Annotated in this window: 16 protein-coding genes; 10 read left to right on the top strand and 6 right to left on the bottom strand. The window is 64.7% G+C overall.

The features are described 5' to 3' along the window. The first annotated feature begins 210 nt into the window (after positions 1-210). Both VFG49_RS02240 and VFG49_RS02235 read left to right on the top strand, forming a co-directional pair. Positions 211-684, top strand: coding sequence for a GNAT family N-acetyltransferase (locus tag VFG49_RS02240; protein WP_324857874.1), 474 nt, complete (start codon positions 211-213; stop codon positions 682-684). Between the two features lie 63 nt (positions 685-747). After that, positions 748-1,470, top strand: coding sequence for a DUF899 family protein (locus tag VFG49_RS02235; RefSeq protein ID WP_324857873.1), 723 nt, complete (start codon positions 748-750; stop codon positions 1,468-1,470). On the opposite strand, the gene VFG49_RS02230 is transcribed toward VFG49_RS02235, so the two are convergent. Further along, positions 1,467-1,868 carry an ester cyclase gene (locus VFG49_RS02230; protein WP_324857872.1) on the bottom strand — a complete coding sequence of 134 codons (402 nt, stop codon included), beginning with the start codon at positions 1,866-1,868 and terminating at the stop codon, positions 1,467-1,469. The two genes, VFG49_RS02235 and VFG49_RS02230, sit on opposite strands and share 4 nt — an antisense overlap. A 184-nt stretch (positions 1,869-2,052) precedes the next feature. Continuing rightward, complete coding sequence (locus tag VFG49_RS02225) at positions 2,053-2,814, bottom strand: SapC family protein (protein WP_324857871.1); 762 nt, start codon at positions 2,812-2,814, stop codon at positions 2,053-2,055. A 254-nt stretch (positions 2,815-3,068) separates the two neighbouring features. On the opposite strand from VFG49_RS02225, the gene VFG49_RS02220 reads away from it, so the two are divergent. Beyond that, positions 3,069-3,671, top strand: coding sequence for an HNH endonuclease (locus VFG49_RS02220; protein ID WP_324857870.1), 603 nt, complete (start codon positions 3,069-3,071; stop codon positions 3,669-3,671). A 3-nt stretch (positions 3,672-3,674) separates the two neighbouring features. Here the strand turns inward: VFG49_RS02220 and VFG49_RS02215 are convergent, their stop codons facing one another. After that, positions 3,675-4,094, bottom strand: coding sequence for a low affinity iron permease family protein (locus tag VFG49_RS02215; protein ID WP_324857869.1), 420 nt, complete (start codon positions 4,092-4,094; stop codon positions 3,675-3,677). Positions 4,095-4,233: 139 nt separating this feature from the next. On the opposite strand from VFG49_RS02215, the gene dxs reads away from it, so the two are divergent. Beyond that, positions 4,234-6,126, top strand: coding sequence for a 1-deoxy-D-xylulose-5-phosphate synthase (dxs, locus tag VFG49_RS02210; protein ID WP_324857868.1), 1,893 nt, complete (start codon positions 4,234-4,236; stop codon positions 6,124-6,126). Positions 6,127-6,264: 138 nt separating this feature from the next. Here the strand turns inward: dxs and prmC are convergent, their stop codons facing one another. From prmC to VFG49_RS02195, 3 genes are all read right to left on the bottom strand, one after another. Further along, the gene (prmC, locus tag VFG49_RS02205; RefSeq protein ID WP_324857867.1) at positions 6,265-7,095 is read right to left on the bottom strand and encodes a peptide chain release factor N(5)-glutamine methyltransferase; all 831 of its coding nucleotides are present in this window, start codon (positions 7,093-7,095) and stop codon (positions 6,265-6,267) included. 81 nt (positions 7,096-7,176) lie between these two features. Then, positions 7,177-8,850, bottom strand: coding sequence for an FAD-dependent oxidoreductase (locus VFG49_RS02200; RefSeq protein WP_324857866.1), 1,674 nt, complete (start codon positions 8,848-8,850; stop codon positions 7,177-7,179). 130 nt (positions 8,851-8,980) lie between these two features. Beyond that, positions 8,981-9,901 (bottom strand): LysR family transcriptional regulator, encoded by a 921-nt coding sequence (locus VFG49_RS02195; RefSeq protein WP_324857865.1) that lies wholly within the window; start codon positions 9,899-9,901, stop codon positions 8,981-8,983. A 102-nt stretch (positions 9,902-10,003) separates the two neighbouring features. On the opposite strand from VFG49_RS02195, the gene VFG49_RS02190 reads away from it, so the two are divergent. The 6 genes from VFG49_RS02190 to VFG49_RS02165 all read left to right on the top strand — a co-directional run bounded on the left by VFG49_RS02190 (position 10,004) and on the right by VFG49_RS02165 (position 15,698). After that, positions 10,004-11,233 carry an acyl-CoA dehydrogenase family protein gene (locus VFG49_RS02190; protein WP_324857864.1) on the top strand — a complete coding sequence of 410 codons (1,230 nt, stop codon included), beginning with the start codon at positions 10,004-10,006 and terminating at the stop codon, positions 11,231-11,233. Continuing rightward, the gene (locus tag VFG49_RS02185; protein ID WP_324857863.1) at positions 11,230-12,297 is read left to right on the top strand and encodes a phosphotransferase family protein; all 1,068 of its coding nucleotides are present in this window, start codon (positions 11,230-11,232) and stop codon (positions 12,295-12,297) included. Before VFG49_RS02190 ends, VFG49_RS02185 begins: the two co-directional genes overlap by 4 nt. Positions 12,298-12,300: 3 nt before the next feature. Next, entirely contained in the window at positions 12,301-12,990 is a 690-nt protein-coding gene (locus VFG49_RS02180; protein ID WP_324857862.1) for a histidine phosphatase family protein, read from the top strand. Between the two features lie 96 nt (positions 12,991-13,086). Continuing rightward, on the top strand, positions 13,087-13,854 hold the full coding sequence (locus VFG49_RS02175) for an SDR family oxidoreductase (RefSeq protein ID WP_324857861.1): 768 nt from the start codon (positions 13,087-13,089) through the stop codon (positions 13,852-13,854). A 15-nt stretch (positions 13,855-13,869) separates the two neighbouring features. Continuing rightward, positions 13,870-14,658 carry an SDR family oxidoreductase gene (locus tag VFG49_RS02170; protein WP_324857860.1) on the top strand — a complete coding sequence of 263 codons (789 nt, stop codon included), beginning with the start codon at positions 13,870-13,872 and terminating at the stop codon, positions 14,656-14,658. 14 nt (positions 14,659-14,672) lie between these two features. Beyond that, entirely contained in the window at positions 14,673-15,698 is a 1,026-nt protein-coding gene (locus VFG49_RS02165) for an NADP-dependent oxidoreductase (protein WP_324857859.1), read from the top strand. Positions 15,699-15,754: the final 56 nt, after the last annotated feature.

Genomic DNA, 15,754 nt, shown 5'->3' with positions numbered 1-15,754 from the left:
CTGTGCACGACTGCAGACCCGTGTCCTTGCCGCACCACCAGGTCGTTACGCAGCGCACATCCCGGAAAAATCATCGACGAGGACACCCCAATCGGACGGTCGCTCACAGGGTGCGCTCCCACAACGAATGGGTGATGGCCCAGGCACTACCCGTCGAGTCACGGCTGGGTGTAGAAACGGCACACCTTCTCGCTAGTCCGGTCTGCCCGCATGAGCGATGCCACGTACCTGATTCGTCTTGCCGAGGACGATGACGATTTCATTCTTGGGCTGGTGCCCCGCTTCGTCGATTTCACCTTGCCGCCATGGCGACGCCGCCACGAATGCATCGACGGCATTCGCAAGGAACTGCTGCGCCACCTGGAAGACCAGCCAGCGAACAGCTACCTGTTCGTGGCCGAAGACGAAGATGGCGAGGCAGCGGGTTTCATCCTGCTGCAGAAGACCCAGGATTTCTTCACCGGCCGCAACAACTGCCATATTTCCGACGTGGCCGTGGCCGAGCAACACGAAGGCCGTGGCCTGGGGCGCGCACTGCTGGAACATGCCGAGCATTGGGCACGCGAACACCGCTGCCAGTTGGTGACTCTGGCGGTGTTTCCCGGCAACGAACGCGCACGCGCCATCTACGAAAGTGCGGGCTACTCCACCGACCTGCTGAGGCTCGCCAAGCCCGTGCACTGAATCGCTGCCACACAGGGGCGCGGGGCCGCGGCGCATGCGGCCGCTGCACGAGGGTGGACAATCATGAGCCAGTCATTGCACGCCGTGCGTTTTCCGGGCGAGAGCGACGCCTATCGCCATGCCCGCGACCGGCTGTTGAAGGCCGAAATCGAATTGCGGCGACAGATCGAATCTACGGCCGCGCTTCGACGCGCCCTGCCGCTGGGCGGCGCCGTGCCCGTGGACTACTTCTTCGATGACGAGGGCGACACGCCGATGGACCCCGACGTGGAGCGCCAGCTGCGCCTGTCGGACCTGTTCGAGGACGGCAAGGACAGCCTCATCATCTACAGCTTCATGTACGGACCGGCGATGACGCAGCCCTGCCCGTCCTGTTCGTCGATCCTGGATGCGCTCGACGGCGAGATGGTGCACCTGCGACAGCGCGCGAACCTTGCCGTGGTGGCGCGCTCTCCCATCCAGCGCATCCGCCGCTTTGCGCGCGAGCGAGGCTGGCGTCACTTGCACCTGCTGTCGTCGGCGCACAACACCTACAACACCGATTACCACGGCGAGACGGCTGATGGCAGTCAGATCCCCGCGCTCAACGTGTTCGTGAAGCGCGATGGCGTGATCCATCACACCTGGTGCAGCGAACTGATGTTCGTGGCGCCGGAACCGGGACAGGATCCACGACATGTCGACCTGATCTGGCCCCTGTGGAACCTGCTCGATTGCACGCCCGAAGGGCGCCGCGCGGACTGGCGACCCAGCCTCTGGTACGGCGCATCCGCATCGCGCAGTTAGGAAAACGGCAATCCCAGCTGGCGGAACATCGCCGCGCTGTCGCGTGCGCCCCAGCGCCGCTTGATGTGGCCTTCCTTCACCAGGAACCATTCCATAGCGATCATCTCGTACTCGCGTCCCGTCACCGGACCGCCACGGAACGACGCCACGGAACGGCCACGTTCGGTGTAGCGCACGGCCACCGAGTCGCCTTCGGCCACCACCGCATCCACTTCCAGGCTGATCTGGAAACAGCGCATCAGGTCGCTCCAGACCGGACGGGCCGCCTCGATGCCGCCCCAGCCAAGCGCGCCGTGGATCAATGCATCCGGAGCGAAGAGTTCGCACACCGCGTCGAGATCGGCGCGATTGAAGGCATCCACGTAATCCAGCACCACACGCTTGTTCTGCTCGGACATGCCACACCCCGCCAAGACCGCGGGCACGGGACACTCACTCGGCCCGCAGACGCAAAGCATATCGCCGGGGCATGCTTGAAGGATGTGAGGAAGGCCGCGTCAGCGGCTGGAACAGGACATCGCTGCGCGTTGCGCGCGGCGGAAAAAGCGCCGCGGCATCATGCGATGCCGCGGCGCCGGAACATCAGTTCTTCAGCGCGGAAGTGGCTTCTTCAGCCTGCTCACGCTGGCTCAGGCGCATCGACACGCGATCGATGTTGCCCAGCGACAGCAGGTGCGCGTAAATCCAGCCCAGCACGCCTTCGCGCAGGAATTCCTGCGTGGTCTTCTCGTCGAGCTGGCGCAGCTTCTCCTCGCTGACCACGAACAGGCCATTGAGGTTGATCGACTTGCCGTCCTTCTCGAGGCGGATGTTGCGCGGCTCGAGCAGGTTGTGCTTGCGCAGCTGCTCCATGAACCACTGCGTGCGACCCACGTGCTGCTGGAATTCGCCGAGGAACTTCACGGCGTTGGTAAGCAGCTCGGAGTCGGTGCCGTCTTCCTTGAACAGACGGTCGCCTTCGGCGCCGAAGCCTTCGTAGCCCTCATCGAGGAACACGGTGAAGTCGTCGCCTTCCGTACCAGCCGGCTTCTCGGCCAGGATGAACGGATAGCGGCGCACGAACGCCGGGATGTACATGTTCTGTTCCCAACGGCCATCGGCGTCGACGAACAGGTTCTCGTTCTCGCGCAGGCCCAGCAGCGCCATCGGGCCGGCATCGGCCGCGGTCAGGCCACCGAACAGGATCGGAATATCGCGCGCAGCGGCCGGAAACTCCACGCCGGTCAGCGGCACCGAATGCACGGTGCTGGCGAACTTCAGATTCGGGATCGGCTTGATGCGCAGATCCTTGTGGTCGTTGCGATTGAGCGGAACGGGACGCTCGTAGAAAAGAACTTCAGCCACGTTTACTACCTCTCCCCTGCCGTGCCGGGGTCGCCACCCAGGCTCCCCCTCCCAAACCCGGCCCCGGGTCTACAGATGAACGGACACTATATCAGTGCAAAGTGCCCGGAGAACACCCTCGCCCGGGATCCGTTCTCCCTGCCGGGACAACCATTTGCGTGTGTTCTGTAACTGAATTGGTCTATGCTGGACCCGCTACGAGCATCGTTGCAGCGCCCGAACGTTCATTCCCCTGGGTTGAAGGACGGTTTTGCATGCTGATGGAAGTACCTGGCCGCGTCGTCGACCTGCACTCGACCCGCGTGCTCTCGCTGGACGCCGCCGGACGGATTCTCGACTGGATTAGCTGGCAGGAAGCTGTTTGCCTCTACGTCCGCGAAGCTGTCGCCTGGACCCTGGGGGACCCCTGTCTCACCGTGCATGGCGGACACAATCGCGCCAGCGGCCGGCAGAGCGAACTTTCCCTTCATCCCATCATCGCCAGCACCGGCCACTGCCGCGAACACGCGATCGACCCGGCCCCGGCGCTCACCAACACCGCGCTGTTCGCCCGCGACCGCTATCTTTGCCTGTATTGCGGCGACCGCTACAGCCGCGGCGAGCTCACCCGCGACCACGTGCTGCCTATCTCCAAGCGAGGCAAGGACACCTGGGAAAACGTGGTCAGCGCCTGCCTCGCCTGCAACCTCAGGAAGGCCAACCGCACGCCCCAGCAGGCCAACATGCCCTTGCTGGCCGTGCCCTACCGGCCGAGCTGGGTGGAGCACCTGATCCTCTCCAACCGCAACATCCTGGCCGACCAGATGGAATTCCTGGTCAGCCACCTGCCCCGCGACCGCCGGGAACACATGGCCTGAAGCTCAGGCCGTACGTCCCTCGTCCCTGTCCAGCTCGCGCTCGATGTCGTCGGCGGCGCCTTCGGCCGCCAACTGGGCGAGCTTGCAGTAGTGCTTGCGGATCCGGTCCAGCGAGGCGTCGTCCAGCTCTTCCAGATTCAACATGGCGTTGTGGGCCGAGGAGCTGCGGATCAACTCGTCCAGCTTGATCTGCAACGCGGCGGAATCGCGGTTCTGCGTGTTCTGGATAAGGAACACCATCAGGAAGGTGACGATCGTCGTCCCCGTATTGATCACCAGCTGCCAGGTATCGCCGAAATGGAACATCGGGCCGGTGACGGCCCAGGCCACCACGACCAGCACGGCCAGGACAAATGCGGTCGGCCGGCCTGAAGAGCGGGCCACGCCCTCGGAAAAACGTTGGAAAGCCTTGCGTGTACTCATGGGAAGTCCGTGTGGGGCACTGCCGTGAGCCTGGGCCCCAGCACGTCTGCAACGTGTGGAGAGGCTCTCCCGGGGATGGACCGCAAGTTTCCACATGGCCGCCCTTGCCCCGCCCTCCCGCAGGGCCGACAATTTGCCGATGAACGATTTGTCCCGCTTCCCCCACCTGGCGACCATTGAGACGCCAGCCGACCTGCGCCGCATCCCCGACGAAGAGGTTCCTGCCGTCGCGGACGAGCTGCGCCAGTACCTGATCGAGGCCGTGGCCAGCTCCGGTGGCCATTTCGGCGCCGGCCTGGGCGTGGTGGAGCTGACCGTGGCGTTGCATCACGTGTTCGATACGCCTAACGATCGTCTCGTGTGGGACGTGGGCCACCAGTGCTACCCGCACAAGATCCTCACCGGCCGCCGCGACCGCATCACCACGATCAAGAAGAAGGACGGCCTGGCGCCGTTCCCCCGCCGCGAGGAAAGCGAGTACGACACCTTCGGCGTCGGCCACTCCTCCACCTCGATCTCGGCCGCGCTGGGCATGGCGATTGCCGCGCAGCGCAAGGGCGACCCGCGCAAGTTCGTGGCGGTGATCGGCGACGGCGCGATGACCGCCGGCATGGCATTCGAAGCGTTGAACCACGGCGGCGATGTGGAGCCGAACATGCTGGTCGTGTTCAACGACAACGGCATGTCGATCAGCGAGAACGTGGGCGCGTTGACCAAGATGGCCGCGCGCGCCATGGCCAGCCGCCGACTCAACGCGCTGCGCGAGCGCGCCAAGCGCGCTATTCCGAAGCAGTCGCTTTTTGGCCGCTTCTTCAAGCGCTGGGAGGAGCACGCCAAGGGCATGTTCGTGCCCAGCACGCTGTTCGAGGAACTGGGCTTCCACTACACCGGCCCGATCGACGGCCACAATATTCCGCAGCTTCTCGCCGCGCTGCGCACGGTGAAGGACCTGCCCGGCCCGCAGCTGCTGCACGTCATCACCACCAAGGGCAAAGGCTACGCGCCCGCCGAGCAAGCGCAGATCGAATACCACGCGGTGGGTCCGTTCGATCCGCAGGCGGGCCTGGTGAAGAAGTCCGGCCCGTCCAAGCCCACCTATACCGACATCTTCAGCGACTGGCTATGCGATCAGGCCGCCGACGACGAACGCCTGCTGGGCATCACGCCGGCCATGCGCGAAGGCTCGGGCCTGGTGCGTTTCTCCAAGGAATATCCGCAGCGTTACTTCGACGTGGCGATTGCCGAGCAGCACGCGGTGACGCTGGCGGCCGGCATGGCCTGCGAAGGCGCCAAGCCGGTGGTGGCGATCTATTCCACCTTCCTGCAGCGCGCGTATGACCAGGCCATCCACGACGTGGCACTGCAGAACCTCGACGTAACCTTCGCCATCGACCGCGCCGGCGTGGTCGGCCCGGATGGCGCGACGCATTCGGGCAGCTTCGACCTGAGCTTCCTGCGCTGCCTGCCGAACATGGTGATCATGGCGCCGGCGGATGAAAACGAATGCCGCATGATGCTGAGCACCGGCTTCCAGTTCCACGGGCCGGCCGCGGTGCGTTATCCGCGCGGCACCGGCATGGGCGTGCCCCTAAGCAAGGGCCTGGAAACGCTGCCGATCGGCAAGGCTGAGCTGCGCCGTCGCGGTCGCCGCCTCGCCCTGCTGAGCTTTGGCGCCATGCTGGCGCCGGCCACCGAAATCGCCGCCGAACTCGACGCGACGCTGGTCAACATGCGCTTCGTGAAGCCGTTGGACGAAGCGATGATCCTGGAGCTGGCGAAGACGCACGACGCGTTCGTCACGCTGGAAGACAACGCCATCGCCGGTGGTGCGGGCAGCGGCGTGGCCGAGTGCCTGGCGGCGCACGGCATCGTCAAGCCGATCCTGCACCTGGGCCTGCCCGACGTGTATCTGGAACACGGCAGCCGCGAGGAAGTGCTGACCATGGCCGGCCTGGACCTGCCCAGCATCCGCAACGCGATTCGCGCGCGCTTTCCGCAGCTGACGACGTCCAACGTCGCCAGCGCGGGCTGAGCCGCAGTCCACGCTTTCCGTAGGAGCGCATCCAGCGCGCGACAGGGCGACCGCCGGGCGGTCGCCCTTTTTCATGGCAGCGTTTGGACGTCCAAATCTTCGATGCACCGTGGCGCCAATCGCGCACCGGGTGCGCTCCTACAGATGTTTGCGACGGCCGCCAGACACGCGATCGCGCTGTTCCAGATCCTGTGCGGTGAATACATCGCGGTAGCCCGCCTGCTCAAGCAGCGCGCGTATCGCGGGGCCCTGGTTCCAGCCATGCTCCATCATCAGCCAACCGCCCGGTGCGAGATGCGCCTGGGCGTGGTCGACTATGCGGCGGATGTCATCCAGCCCATCGATGCCTGAGGCCAGCGCGCTGCCCGGTTCAAAGCGTAGATCGCCTTGCGTCAAATGCTCGTCGCCGGCTTCGATGTACGGCGGATTGGACGCGACCACATCGAAAGTGCGACCCGAAAGCGGCGCAAACCAATCGCCATGCTCGAACGACACGTTGGTAATACCCAGCCGTTCCGCGTTGCGCCGCGCGACCTCCAGAGCCTTCGCACTCGCGTCCGTTGCCGTCACCTGCGCGCGGGTGCGCTCGTGCGCGATGGCAAGCGCAATGGCGCCGCTGCCCGTGCCCAGATCGACCACGCGCGCGGTGGCATCTTCCGGCACGCGCTCCAGCACCAGCTCTACCAGCAACTCCGTTTCCGGGCGGGGAATCAGCGTGGCGGGCGTCACTTCCAGTTCGAGCGACCAGAATCCCCGACGCCCGGTGAGGTAAGCCACAGGTTCGCCTTCACGGCGACGGGCGACCAACGCGCCAAACGCGGCTTCATCACCCGCATCGAGCCGATCGTCCGCATGGGCAATCAGCCAGCTGCGCATCCTGCCCAGCACATGCACCAGCAGCACCTCGGCCTCCAGCCGATCGCCCAGTTCATTCGCGGCACGCGCGAGTGCATCGCGCACCTCAGTCATGCGAACACATCCACAACCGCAGATTGAAGCGAAGCGTCATGAATACATCCAGGCGGGAAGAGCGGACAGTGTAATGCCGGTTCAAACCGGCTCCGGATGCAGGAAGTGATGCACGGCCTGGATGACCACCGAGCCTTCGCCCACGCCCGAGGCGACTCGCTTGACGGACCCTGCGCGCACGTCGCCCACGGCGAAGACGCCCGGTCGCGTGGTGGCGTAAGGCGACTCCAGCAGATGGCCCTCCGCGCAGCGTCCCGTGAGCACGAAGCCCTTGTCGTCGAGCGCGAGGCAATCCTTGAGCCAGTCGGTGTTGGGCTCGGCACCGATCATCACGAACACGTTGCCGATGGGTCGCGTGATGGCTTCACCGCTTTCGCGATGTCGCCAGGTAACCTGTCGGAGCCGGCTGTCGCCTTCCAGGCCGGTGATTTCGCAGCGCGTGTGCAGCGTGATCGACGAGGACTGCGCGATGCGCTGCACCAGATAATCGGACATCGTCGCCGCGAGCCCGCCGGAACGCACCAGCACGTGCACGTGGGAAGCGATGCGCGAAAGAAAGACCGCCGCCTGCCCCGCCGAATTGCCACCGCCGACGACTACCACTTCTTCATTCGCACACAACTGGCCTTCCATCGCGGTGGCCGCGTAATGGATGCCCTCGCCTTCGAAGCGCGCATAACCCGGCACGTCGAGCTTGCGATAACGCGCGCCGGTCGCGACGACCACCACGCGCGCCACGACGACCTGGCCATCATCAAGCTTGAGGGTATAAGGCTGCCCCGAGCAGTCGATGCTGGCGGCCTGTCTCGACACCGCCAGCCGCGCGCCGAACTTCTGCGCTTGCGCCTGCGCACGTCCGGCCAGCGCCTGGCCTGAAATGCCGGTGGGAAAACCCAGGTAGTTCTCGATTTTCGAGGAGGTACCCGCCTGCCCGCCCGGCGCCATGCCTTCCAGCACAATGGTGGACAGGCCCTCGGACGCGGCATACACGGCGGCAGCAAGACCCGCCGGCCCCGCGCCCACCACGGCTACGTCATACACGTGCTGCGGATCGATCACCTCGGTGAGGCCCAGCTCGTCGGCCAGTTCGGCGGTGCTCGGATTCTGCAGGAAGCATTTCTCCGGACAGATCACCACCGGCAATTGCTCGCGGCGAAGCTGGAAGCACTCGATGAAACCGCCGGCGTCGGGATCCACTTCGGTATCGATCAGTCGATGCGGATAGCCGTTGCGCACGAGAAAACGTTCGATACGCAAGGTGTCCGCGCTGTGCCCCGGACCCACGACCACCACGCCGCCATAACCCATGCGGATCAGGCCCACGCGCCGCAGGATGAAGGCACGCATGATGATTTCGCTGATGTCCGCCTCGGCAGCGACCATGCGGTGGAAGTCCGTGGCGGGCACGCGGATCAGGCGGGTATCCATCGTCGCTCGCGCCGAGGCCATCACGGCACGGCGATTGAACATGTTCATTTCGCCGCTGAACTGTCGCGCGGCATACATGGTGAAAACGTTGGGTTGGCCGTGCTTGTCGAGGTCGAAAATCTCGACGAGTCCGTCCAGCACGAGGAAGAAATCCACGCCGCGATCCCCGCGCTGGAACAGCATGGTGCCCGCCGGCACATGCTCCTCGTGTCCATACGTGGCGATGCGTTGCACCATGGAAGGATCCAGGCGCGGAAACATCTGCTCCTTGCGATTCATCGGATCGGTCGGGTCGTAGACGACCTCGGGCGCAGACTGCTCGGACATGCAAGAAACCTCGTCATGGCATCGGCCCGGCGTGCTGCTGCCAGGCACTTCCTGGAGTCATCTCAGCGCGTGCAGCAGGGAAGATGCAGCGCTATCCGCATCGTGCGCCCGCCGGCGTGTCGCTCGCAAGTCACTGCGAAGTCGCCTGCATGGCACCGGTGATCGAGTTGACGAGGCGTTCACGAAACCAGCTGTGCGCCGGATCGTCATCCTTGGCATCGTGCCAGTAGGCGAGGATGGGGATGGCCTTGATGCGTATCGGCAACGGCTGCAACGCCATGGGCAGCAACGGCGCCAGATGTTCCGCATAGGCCCGGGGCACGGTCAGCAGCAGATCGCTGCCGGCAACGATCTGGCACGCGGCGAAATAGTGTTGCGCCACCATGCGTACTTCGCGAAACATGCCCTTCTGTTCCAGCAAGGTATCCAGCGCGTTCGCCTCGCCGAGCGGCGAGACGACGACGTGCTGGGCCGCGAGGTAATCCGTCCGTGACAGCTGCCGCGCAAACGGATGATTGCGCCGCATGGCCACTACCAGCGTCTCATCGAGCAGACGCTGCTGCGAGATGCGCGGCCCGATGCGCATGGGGCGATCGACCATCAGATCCAGCGTTCCCGCACCCAGTTCGCGCTCCATCTCGTCGGCGGCGACGCGGCGACTGACCAGGCGCACGCCGGGCGCCTCTCGACCCAACTGGGCGACCAGCCTCGGCAGTGCAATGGATTCCAGGATGTCGCGAAAGCCGATGGCGAATTCCATCTGCAGCTGCGCAGGCGTGAATTGAGCTTGTGCATGGGTGCTCGCCAGCAATCCCTTCAGGTGCGACTGCACCGAAGGCATCATCGCCAGCACCTTGTGGTTGGGCTGAAGGCGATTGCCTTGCCGCACGAACAGCGGGTCGCCGAGGTGATCGCGCAGGCGGCCCAGCGCGTGCGTGACCGCCGGCTGGGTGAGGTGCAGTGCGCGTGCCGCGGCGCTCACGCCGCCATGGGTATAGATGGCGTCGAGCACGCGGAACAGGTTCAGGTCGATGCGGCTGTCTCGGTCCACGGCGGCTAGTCATTCACATTATTGATGACATGCCATAAAGCATATTCATTTCATTAATCAGATGCCACGGGCGTACGCTGCAAGGGGATCAGGAGAACCGTTATGGATTTCACCGCTTCCGAGCGTACCCAACGGGTGGCCGAGCGTCTGAGCCGCTTCATGCGCGAGGAGATCGCGCCCGCCGAGGCTGTCTACGCGGCCCAGCTGACCGGCAGTGCCGATCATCGCGAATGGCGCCAGCCGGTGGTGATGGAGCAGCTCAAGGCGAAGGCGCGCGCCGCGGGTCTGTGGAACCTGTTCCTGCCGGATCTGGAAGACGGCCCTGGGCTGAGCAATCTCGAGTACGCGCCACTGGCCGAGATCATGGGCCATTCGTTCATCGCACCCGAGGTGTTCAATTGCAGCGCGCCGGATACGGGCAATATGGAAGTACTGCATCGCTACGGCTCGCCCGCGCAGCACGCGCGCTGGCTGCAACCGCTGCTCAAAGGTGAAATCCGTTCCGGCTTCGCGATGACCGAGCCGGACGTGGCTTCATCCGACGCCACCAACATGCAGGCCACCGCGCGCATCGAAGGCAACGAAGTGGTGCTCGACGGCCGCAAATGGTGGACCACGGGACTGGGCCATCCGCACTGCCGCTTCGTGATCTTCATGGGCCTGAGCGATGCCAAGGCCGAGCCGCACCGCCGCCACAGCATGGTGATCTGTCCGCTGGACACGCCAGGCGTGCACATCGAACGCATGCTTCCGGTGTTCCACGGCTACGACGAACCGTCAGGCCACGGCGAACTCAGTTTCACGCACGTGCGTTTGCCGGCGGAAAACATCATCCTCGGCCCGGGGCGCGGCTTCGAGATCGCACAGGGGCGCCTGGGCCCCGGCCGTGTGCATCACTGCATGCGTGCACTGGGCGCGGCGGAACGCGCCTTGTCGCTGTTGTGCCAACGCGCGCAATCGCGCGTGGCGTTCGGCAAACCATTGTTGAAGCTCGGCGGCAACGCGGACATCGTGGCAAACCTGCGCATGGCGATCGAACAGGCACGACTCCTCACGCTGAAGACAGCGTGGACACTCGACACCCAAGGCCCAAAGGCGGCGCTCAGCCTGATCTCGCAAATCAAGGTGGTGGTGCCCGCCGTGGCGCAGCAGGCTGCCGATGCGGCCATCCAGATCCACGGCGGCGCCGGTCTCACCGACGATTTTCCGCTGGCGCAGCTTTACGCCTACGCGCGCGTGCTGCGACTCGCGGATGGCCCGGATGAAGTGCATCGCGCCGTCGTCGCCAAACTCGAAGCCAAGGCGCAGCTCGCACGGGAGCACCAGGCATGACCGCGATTCCGGACCAGGCCCGCGCAGTGCGCGAGGAAGACGCGTTCGACGTCCCGCGCGTCGATGCCTTCCTCAAGCATTGCATCGATGGCCTCGAAGGCATGCCGACGGTCACGCAGTTTCCCGGCGGTGCTTCCAATCTCACTTACCTGCTGAGCTACGCAAATCGTGAGTTGGTGTTGCGCCGACCACCACGTGGCGCGAAGGCCAGGTCCGCGCACGACATGTTGCGCGAAGCGCACGTGATGGATGCGCTCAAACCCAGCTATCCGTACGTACCCGCCATCCTCGCGCGCTGCGACGACGCCGAAGTCATCGGGCAGGATTTCTATGTGATGGAACGCCTCGCCGGCACCATCCTGCGCCGTGATCTTCCGCCGGAACTGGAACTGGATCGCAAGGGCGTGCGCCAACTCTGCATCGGCTTCGTGGATCGACTGATCGACCTGCATCGCGTCGACACGCAGCAGCCCGCACTGCGTGAACTTGGCAAGGGCGAGGGTTATATCGCGCGGCAGGTGACAGGCTGGAGCGAGCGCTGGCGGCAGGCGGCGACGGAAGGCTCCGATCCCTGCGAGGACGTGATGGCGTGGCTCGGTGCCAACCAACCTCAGCATGACAACGCGAGCTGCGTGATCCACAACGATTACCGCTTCGACAACGTCGTGCTGGCACCGGACAACCCGCTCGACATCATCGGCGTACTCGACTGGGAGATGGCCACCATCGGCGATCCGCTGATGGACCTTGGCGGCTCGCTGGCCTATTGGGTACAGGCCGATGACGACAAGGTGTTCCAGTCGTTCCGCCGCCAGCCCACGCACGAGGCCGGCATGCTCACACGCGCGGAAGTCGTTGCCTATTACGGCGAACGTAGCGGCCTGGACGTCTCGCGCTTTGCCTTCTACGAAGTGTTCGGCCTGTTCCGCCTGATGGTGATCATCCAGCAGATCTATCGCCGCTACGCGCTGGGCTATACCACCAACCCGCAATTCGCCGGCTTCGGCGACGCCGCGCGCTACATGGGCATGCGCTGCCGTCGCCTGATCGCAGTGAAAGGCTGAGCCGTGCGAGAGCTGCTGCTGATACGCCACGGCCAGGCCAGCTTCAGCGCCGAGGACTATGACCAGCTTTCGCCGATCGGCGAACGGCAATCGGTGTTGCTGGGCGAGTGGCTGGCCGCATGTGCGCTGATGCCGGAGCTGGTCGCGATCGGACCGCGCGTGCGTCATCGAGATACCGCCGAACATTGCCTGCGCGCCGCTGGCTTGTCGCCGCCCTCGTCAATGCTGCAGGGCCTGGACGAAGTCGACCACCACGAACTGCTTGCACGCCTGCGCCCGGATCTCGCCGCGCCGGGCGCGCTACGCGCTGCCATGAGGCAAAGCGGCGATCCTCATCGCGCTTTCCAGCGCTTGTTCGTCGAGGCATTGGATCGCTGGGCCAGCGGCGAGCATGACGATGAATACACCTGCAGCTGGCCAACGTTTCGCGCCAACGTGCTCGCCGCGCTACAGACGCTGGCCAACCATCCAGCGGCGACGATCTGGGCGTTCACTTCCGGCGGCCCCATTGCCGTGATCGCCAGTGCCTTGCTGGGCACGCCGCCATCGCAAACTTTTCGCCTCAGCTGGCCATTGGTGAACACCGGCGTGACGCGGGTTCGGTTAGGTTCGCGTAAGTCGACATTGGTGTCGTACAACGCATGGCCGCATTTGGAGCGTGCGCTACAGACCGGACTCGTGACGTTGCGATGAAAATCCCGCCAGAGCCGCCAGCTTTTGCCGTCATTGCGGCGCAGGTCGGAATGACGAGCCAAGAGCCCCTGCAACCCATCAACAACGGACTTTTCCATGACTTCACCCACCTTCGACCTCACCGGCAAGATCGCCATCGTCACCGGTGCCAGCCGCGGCATCGGCGCGGAGATCGCCAAGCTGTTCGCGCGGCACGGCGCGCACGTGGTCGTGTCCAGCCGCAAGCAGGCCGATTGCCAGGCGGTGGTCGATGCGATCGCTGCCGAAGGCGGCTCAGCCGAAGCCATTGCCTGCCATATCGGCGAGATGGAGCAGATTGCCTCGCTGTATGAGCAGGTCCAGGGCAGGCACGGGCGGCTCGATATCCTCGTGAACAACGCCGCCACCAATCCCTTCTTCGGGCACATCACCGACACCGATCCCTCGGTGTTCCAGAAGACGGTCGACGTCAACATCCGCGGCTACTTCTACATGTCCACGCACGGCGCACGCCTGATGGCGAAGAACGGTGGCGGCTCCATTGTCAACGTCGCTTCGGTGAATGGCGTGGTGCCCGGCTTCCAGCAGGCCATCTATTCGATCACCAAGGCCGCCGTGATTTCGATGACCAAGGCGTTCGCCGTGGAATGCGCGGAACAGGGCGTGCGTTGCAACGCGCTGCTGCCGGGTCTCACCGATACCAAGTTTGCCTCGGTGCTGGTCAACACGCCGGCCATCCTCAAGCAGGCGCTGGCGCACGTGCCCATGCGCCGCGTGGCGCAGCCATCGGAGATGGCCGGTGCTGCGCTGTATCTCGCGTCCGACGCCGCGTCATACACCACCGGCGCGGTGCTGAATGTCGATGGCGGTTATCTCAGCGTCTGATCACGGAGACCAGGCATGACTTCACAGCAACACCAGCGCGCAGCCGGCAAGCGCGCCTTCATCACCGGCGCGGCCGGCGGCCTGGGTTCGGCCACCGCACGCATGCTGGCTCGCCAAGGGGCCAAGGTATTTCTTACCGATATTGACGGCGACGCAGTCGCAACGGTTGCTGCTGACATCAACCGGCAGGCGGGCGAGAAGGTCGCCTGGTCGGCGCCGCAGGATGTGAGGGATGAAGCGAACTGGGAACGCCTGCTCGCCGAGGCGGCACTCGCCATGGGCGGACTCTCCGTGCTGGTGAACAATGCCGGGATCGGCTCGCTGGGTGCCATCGGCGCCATCGAACTGAACGAGTGGCGGCGCGTGATGGGCGTCAACGTGGAGAGCGTGATGCTCGGCTGCAAGCACGCGATGGCCTACCTGCGCGACGCGCAGCCGGCCTCCATCGTCAACATCTCCTCGCTGGCCGCGTTCAAGGTCGATCCCGATTACACCGCTTACAACACCTCGAAGGCCGCCGTCGCCGCACTGACCAAATCCGTGGCTGTGGAATGCGCGCGCCAGAAGATCGACGTGCGCTGCAATTCGATCCATCCCGCTTTTATCCGCACCGGCATCGTCAAGCCGTTCTTCGACAAGCTGGGCGAGGAAGAAGCCACGCGCAAGCTCGTACGCGGCATCCCGATGCACCGCATGGGTGACCCGGACGACGTAGCCTATGCCGTGCTCTATCTTGCCTCTGACGAAAGCCGTTATGTCACCGCCGCTGAACTCGTCATCGACGGCGGCGCGCGCGCCGTCTGAACCTGGAGATCGTCATGAGCCTCACGAACCGACAACTGCTGCTGAAGACGCGTCCCGAAGGCCTGGTACAACAGGACAACTTCGAGCTGCGCGAGCAACCCGTTCCCGAACTTCAGGACGGCCAGGCGCTGATACGCGTGCTGTACCTGTCGATGGATCCGACCAACCGCGTGTGGATGAGCGATGTGCCGCAATACATGCCGCCCGTCGCCATCGGCGAGGTGATGCGAGGCATTGGTCTGGGCCGCGTGGTGGCCTCCAAGGCGAAACACTATGCCGTGGGCGATCTCGTGCAAGGACTCGTCGGCTGGCAGGACTACGCGCTATTGGACGAAGGCAAGACGGGTTACTGGGCGAAGCTTCCGCCCAAGCCACCGGTTGCACTGCCTACCCTGCTCGGCGCCTGTGGCTTCAGCGGTATCACGGCGCACTATGGACTTACTGAAATCGCGCCGGTACAAGCCGGGGAGACGCTGGTGGTGTCGGCCGCGGCCGGATCGGTGGGCTCCATTGCCGGCCAGATCGGCAAGCTGCGTGGCGCGCGCGTGGTCGGCATCGCGGGCGGCGCGGAGAAATGCCGCCATCTCGTCGACGATCTTGGCTTCGATGCCGCCGTCGATTACAAGGCCGAGGATTTCAAGCAGCAGCTGGCGGCTGCAACGCCCGACGGCGTGCACGTCAATTTCGAAAATGTCGGCGGCCCGGTGATGCGCGCGGTGCTGTCGCGCATGGTCAATGGCGGCCGGGTGGCCCTGTGCGGACTCATCGCCAACTATGCCAGCGGCGGCAAACCCTCCGACGATTACAGCGTCATCATCGTCAAGCGCCTCAGCGTGCGCGGTTTCCTCGCGTTCGATTACAAGGATCAGCAGCGTGCGGTGCAGGAGCTGGTGGGCTGGGTGGTGAGCGGAAAGATCAAGGCGGGGGAAACCGTCGCCGAAGGGTTGGAGAACGCGCCTACGGTGCTCAACCGGCTGTTTGATGGAAGCCACACGGGCAAACTGGTGCTGGATGTGGGTGGGAAGGATCGGGGCGGCTGATGTTCTGCGGTCGCGCACTGGGTGCGCTCCTGCAGCGTCTTCGTCACCCCGTAGGA

The organism is Dyella sp., assembly GCF_035685885.1.
Lineage (GTDB): Bacteria > Pseudomonadota > Gammaproteobacteria > Xanthomonadales > Rhodanobacteraceae > Dyella.
Note: the sequence above shows the minus strand (reverse complement) of the source record. Positions and strands in the feature narration are given on the sequence as shown.

Excerpts from the sequence above, each read along its gene's own strand:
- VFG49_RS02240 (WP_324857874.1), top strand. The coding sequence starts at position 211 with ATGAGCGATGCCACGTACCTGATTCGTCTTGCCGAGGACGATGACGAT.
- VFG49_RS02235 (WP_324857873.1), top strand. The coding sequence starts at position 748 with ATGAGCCAGTCATTGCACGCCGTGCGTTTTCCGGGCGAGAGCGACGCC.
- VFG49_RS02230 (WP_324857872.1), bottom strand. The coding sequence starts at position 1,868 with ATGTCCGAGCAGAACAAGCGTGTGGTGCTGGATTACGTGGATGCCTTC.
- VFG49_RS02220 (WP_324857870.1), top strand. The coding sequence starts at position 3,069 with ATGCTGATGGAAGTACCTGGCCGCGTCGTCGACCTGCACTCGACCCGC.
- VFG49_RS02215 (WP_324857869.1), bottom strand. The coding sequence starts at position 4,094 with ATGAGTACACGCAAGGCTTTCCAACGTTTTTCCGAGGGCGTGGCCCGC.
- dxs (WP_324857868.1), top strand. The coding sequence starts at position 4,234 with ATGAACGATTTGTCCCGCTTCCCCCACCTGGCGACCATTGAGACGCCA.
- prmC (WP_324857867.1), bottom strand. The coding sequence starts at position 7,095 with ATGACTGAGGTGCGCGATGCACTCGCGCGTGCCGCGAATGAACTGGGC.
- VFG49_RS02200 (WP_324857866.1), bottom strand. The coding sequence starts at position 8,850 with ATGTCCGAGCAGTCTGCGCCCGAGGTCGTCTACGACCCGACCGATCCG.
- VFG49_RS02190 (WP_324857864.1), top strand. The coding sequence starts at position 10,004 with ATGGATTTCACCGCTTCCGAGCGTACCCAACGGGTGGCCGAGCGTCTG.
- VFG49_RS02185 (WP_324857863.1), top strand. The coding sequence starts at position 11,230 with ATGACCGCGATTCCGGACCAGGCCCGCGCAGTGCGCGAGGAAGACGCG.
- VFG49_RS02175 (WP_324857861.1), top strand. The coding sequence starts at position 13,087 with ATGACTTCACCCACCTTCGACCTCACCGGCAAGATCGCCATCGTCACC.
- VFG49_RS02170 (WP_324857860.1), top strand. The coding sequence starts at position 13,870 with ATGACTTCACAGCAACACCAGCGCGCAGCCGGCAAGCGCGCCTTCATC.
- VFG49_RS02165 (WP_324857859.1), top strand. The coding sequence starts at position 14,673 with ATGAGCCTCACGAACCGACAACTGCTGCTGAAGACGCGTCCCGAAGGC.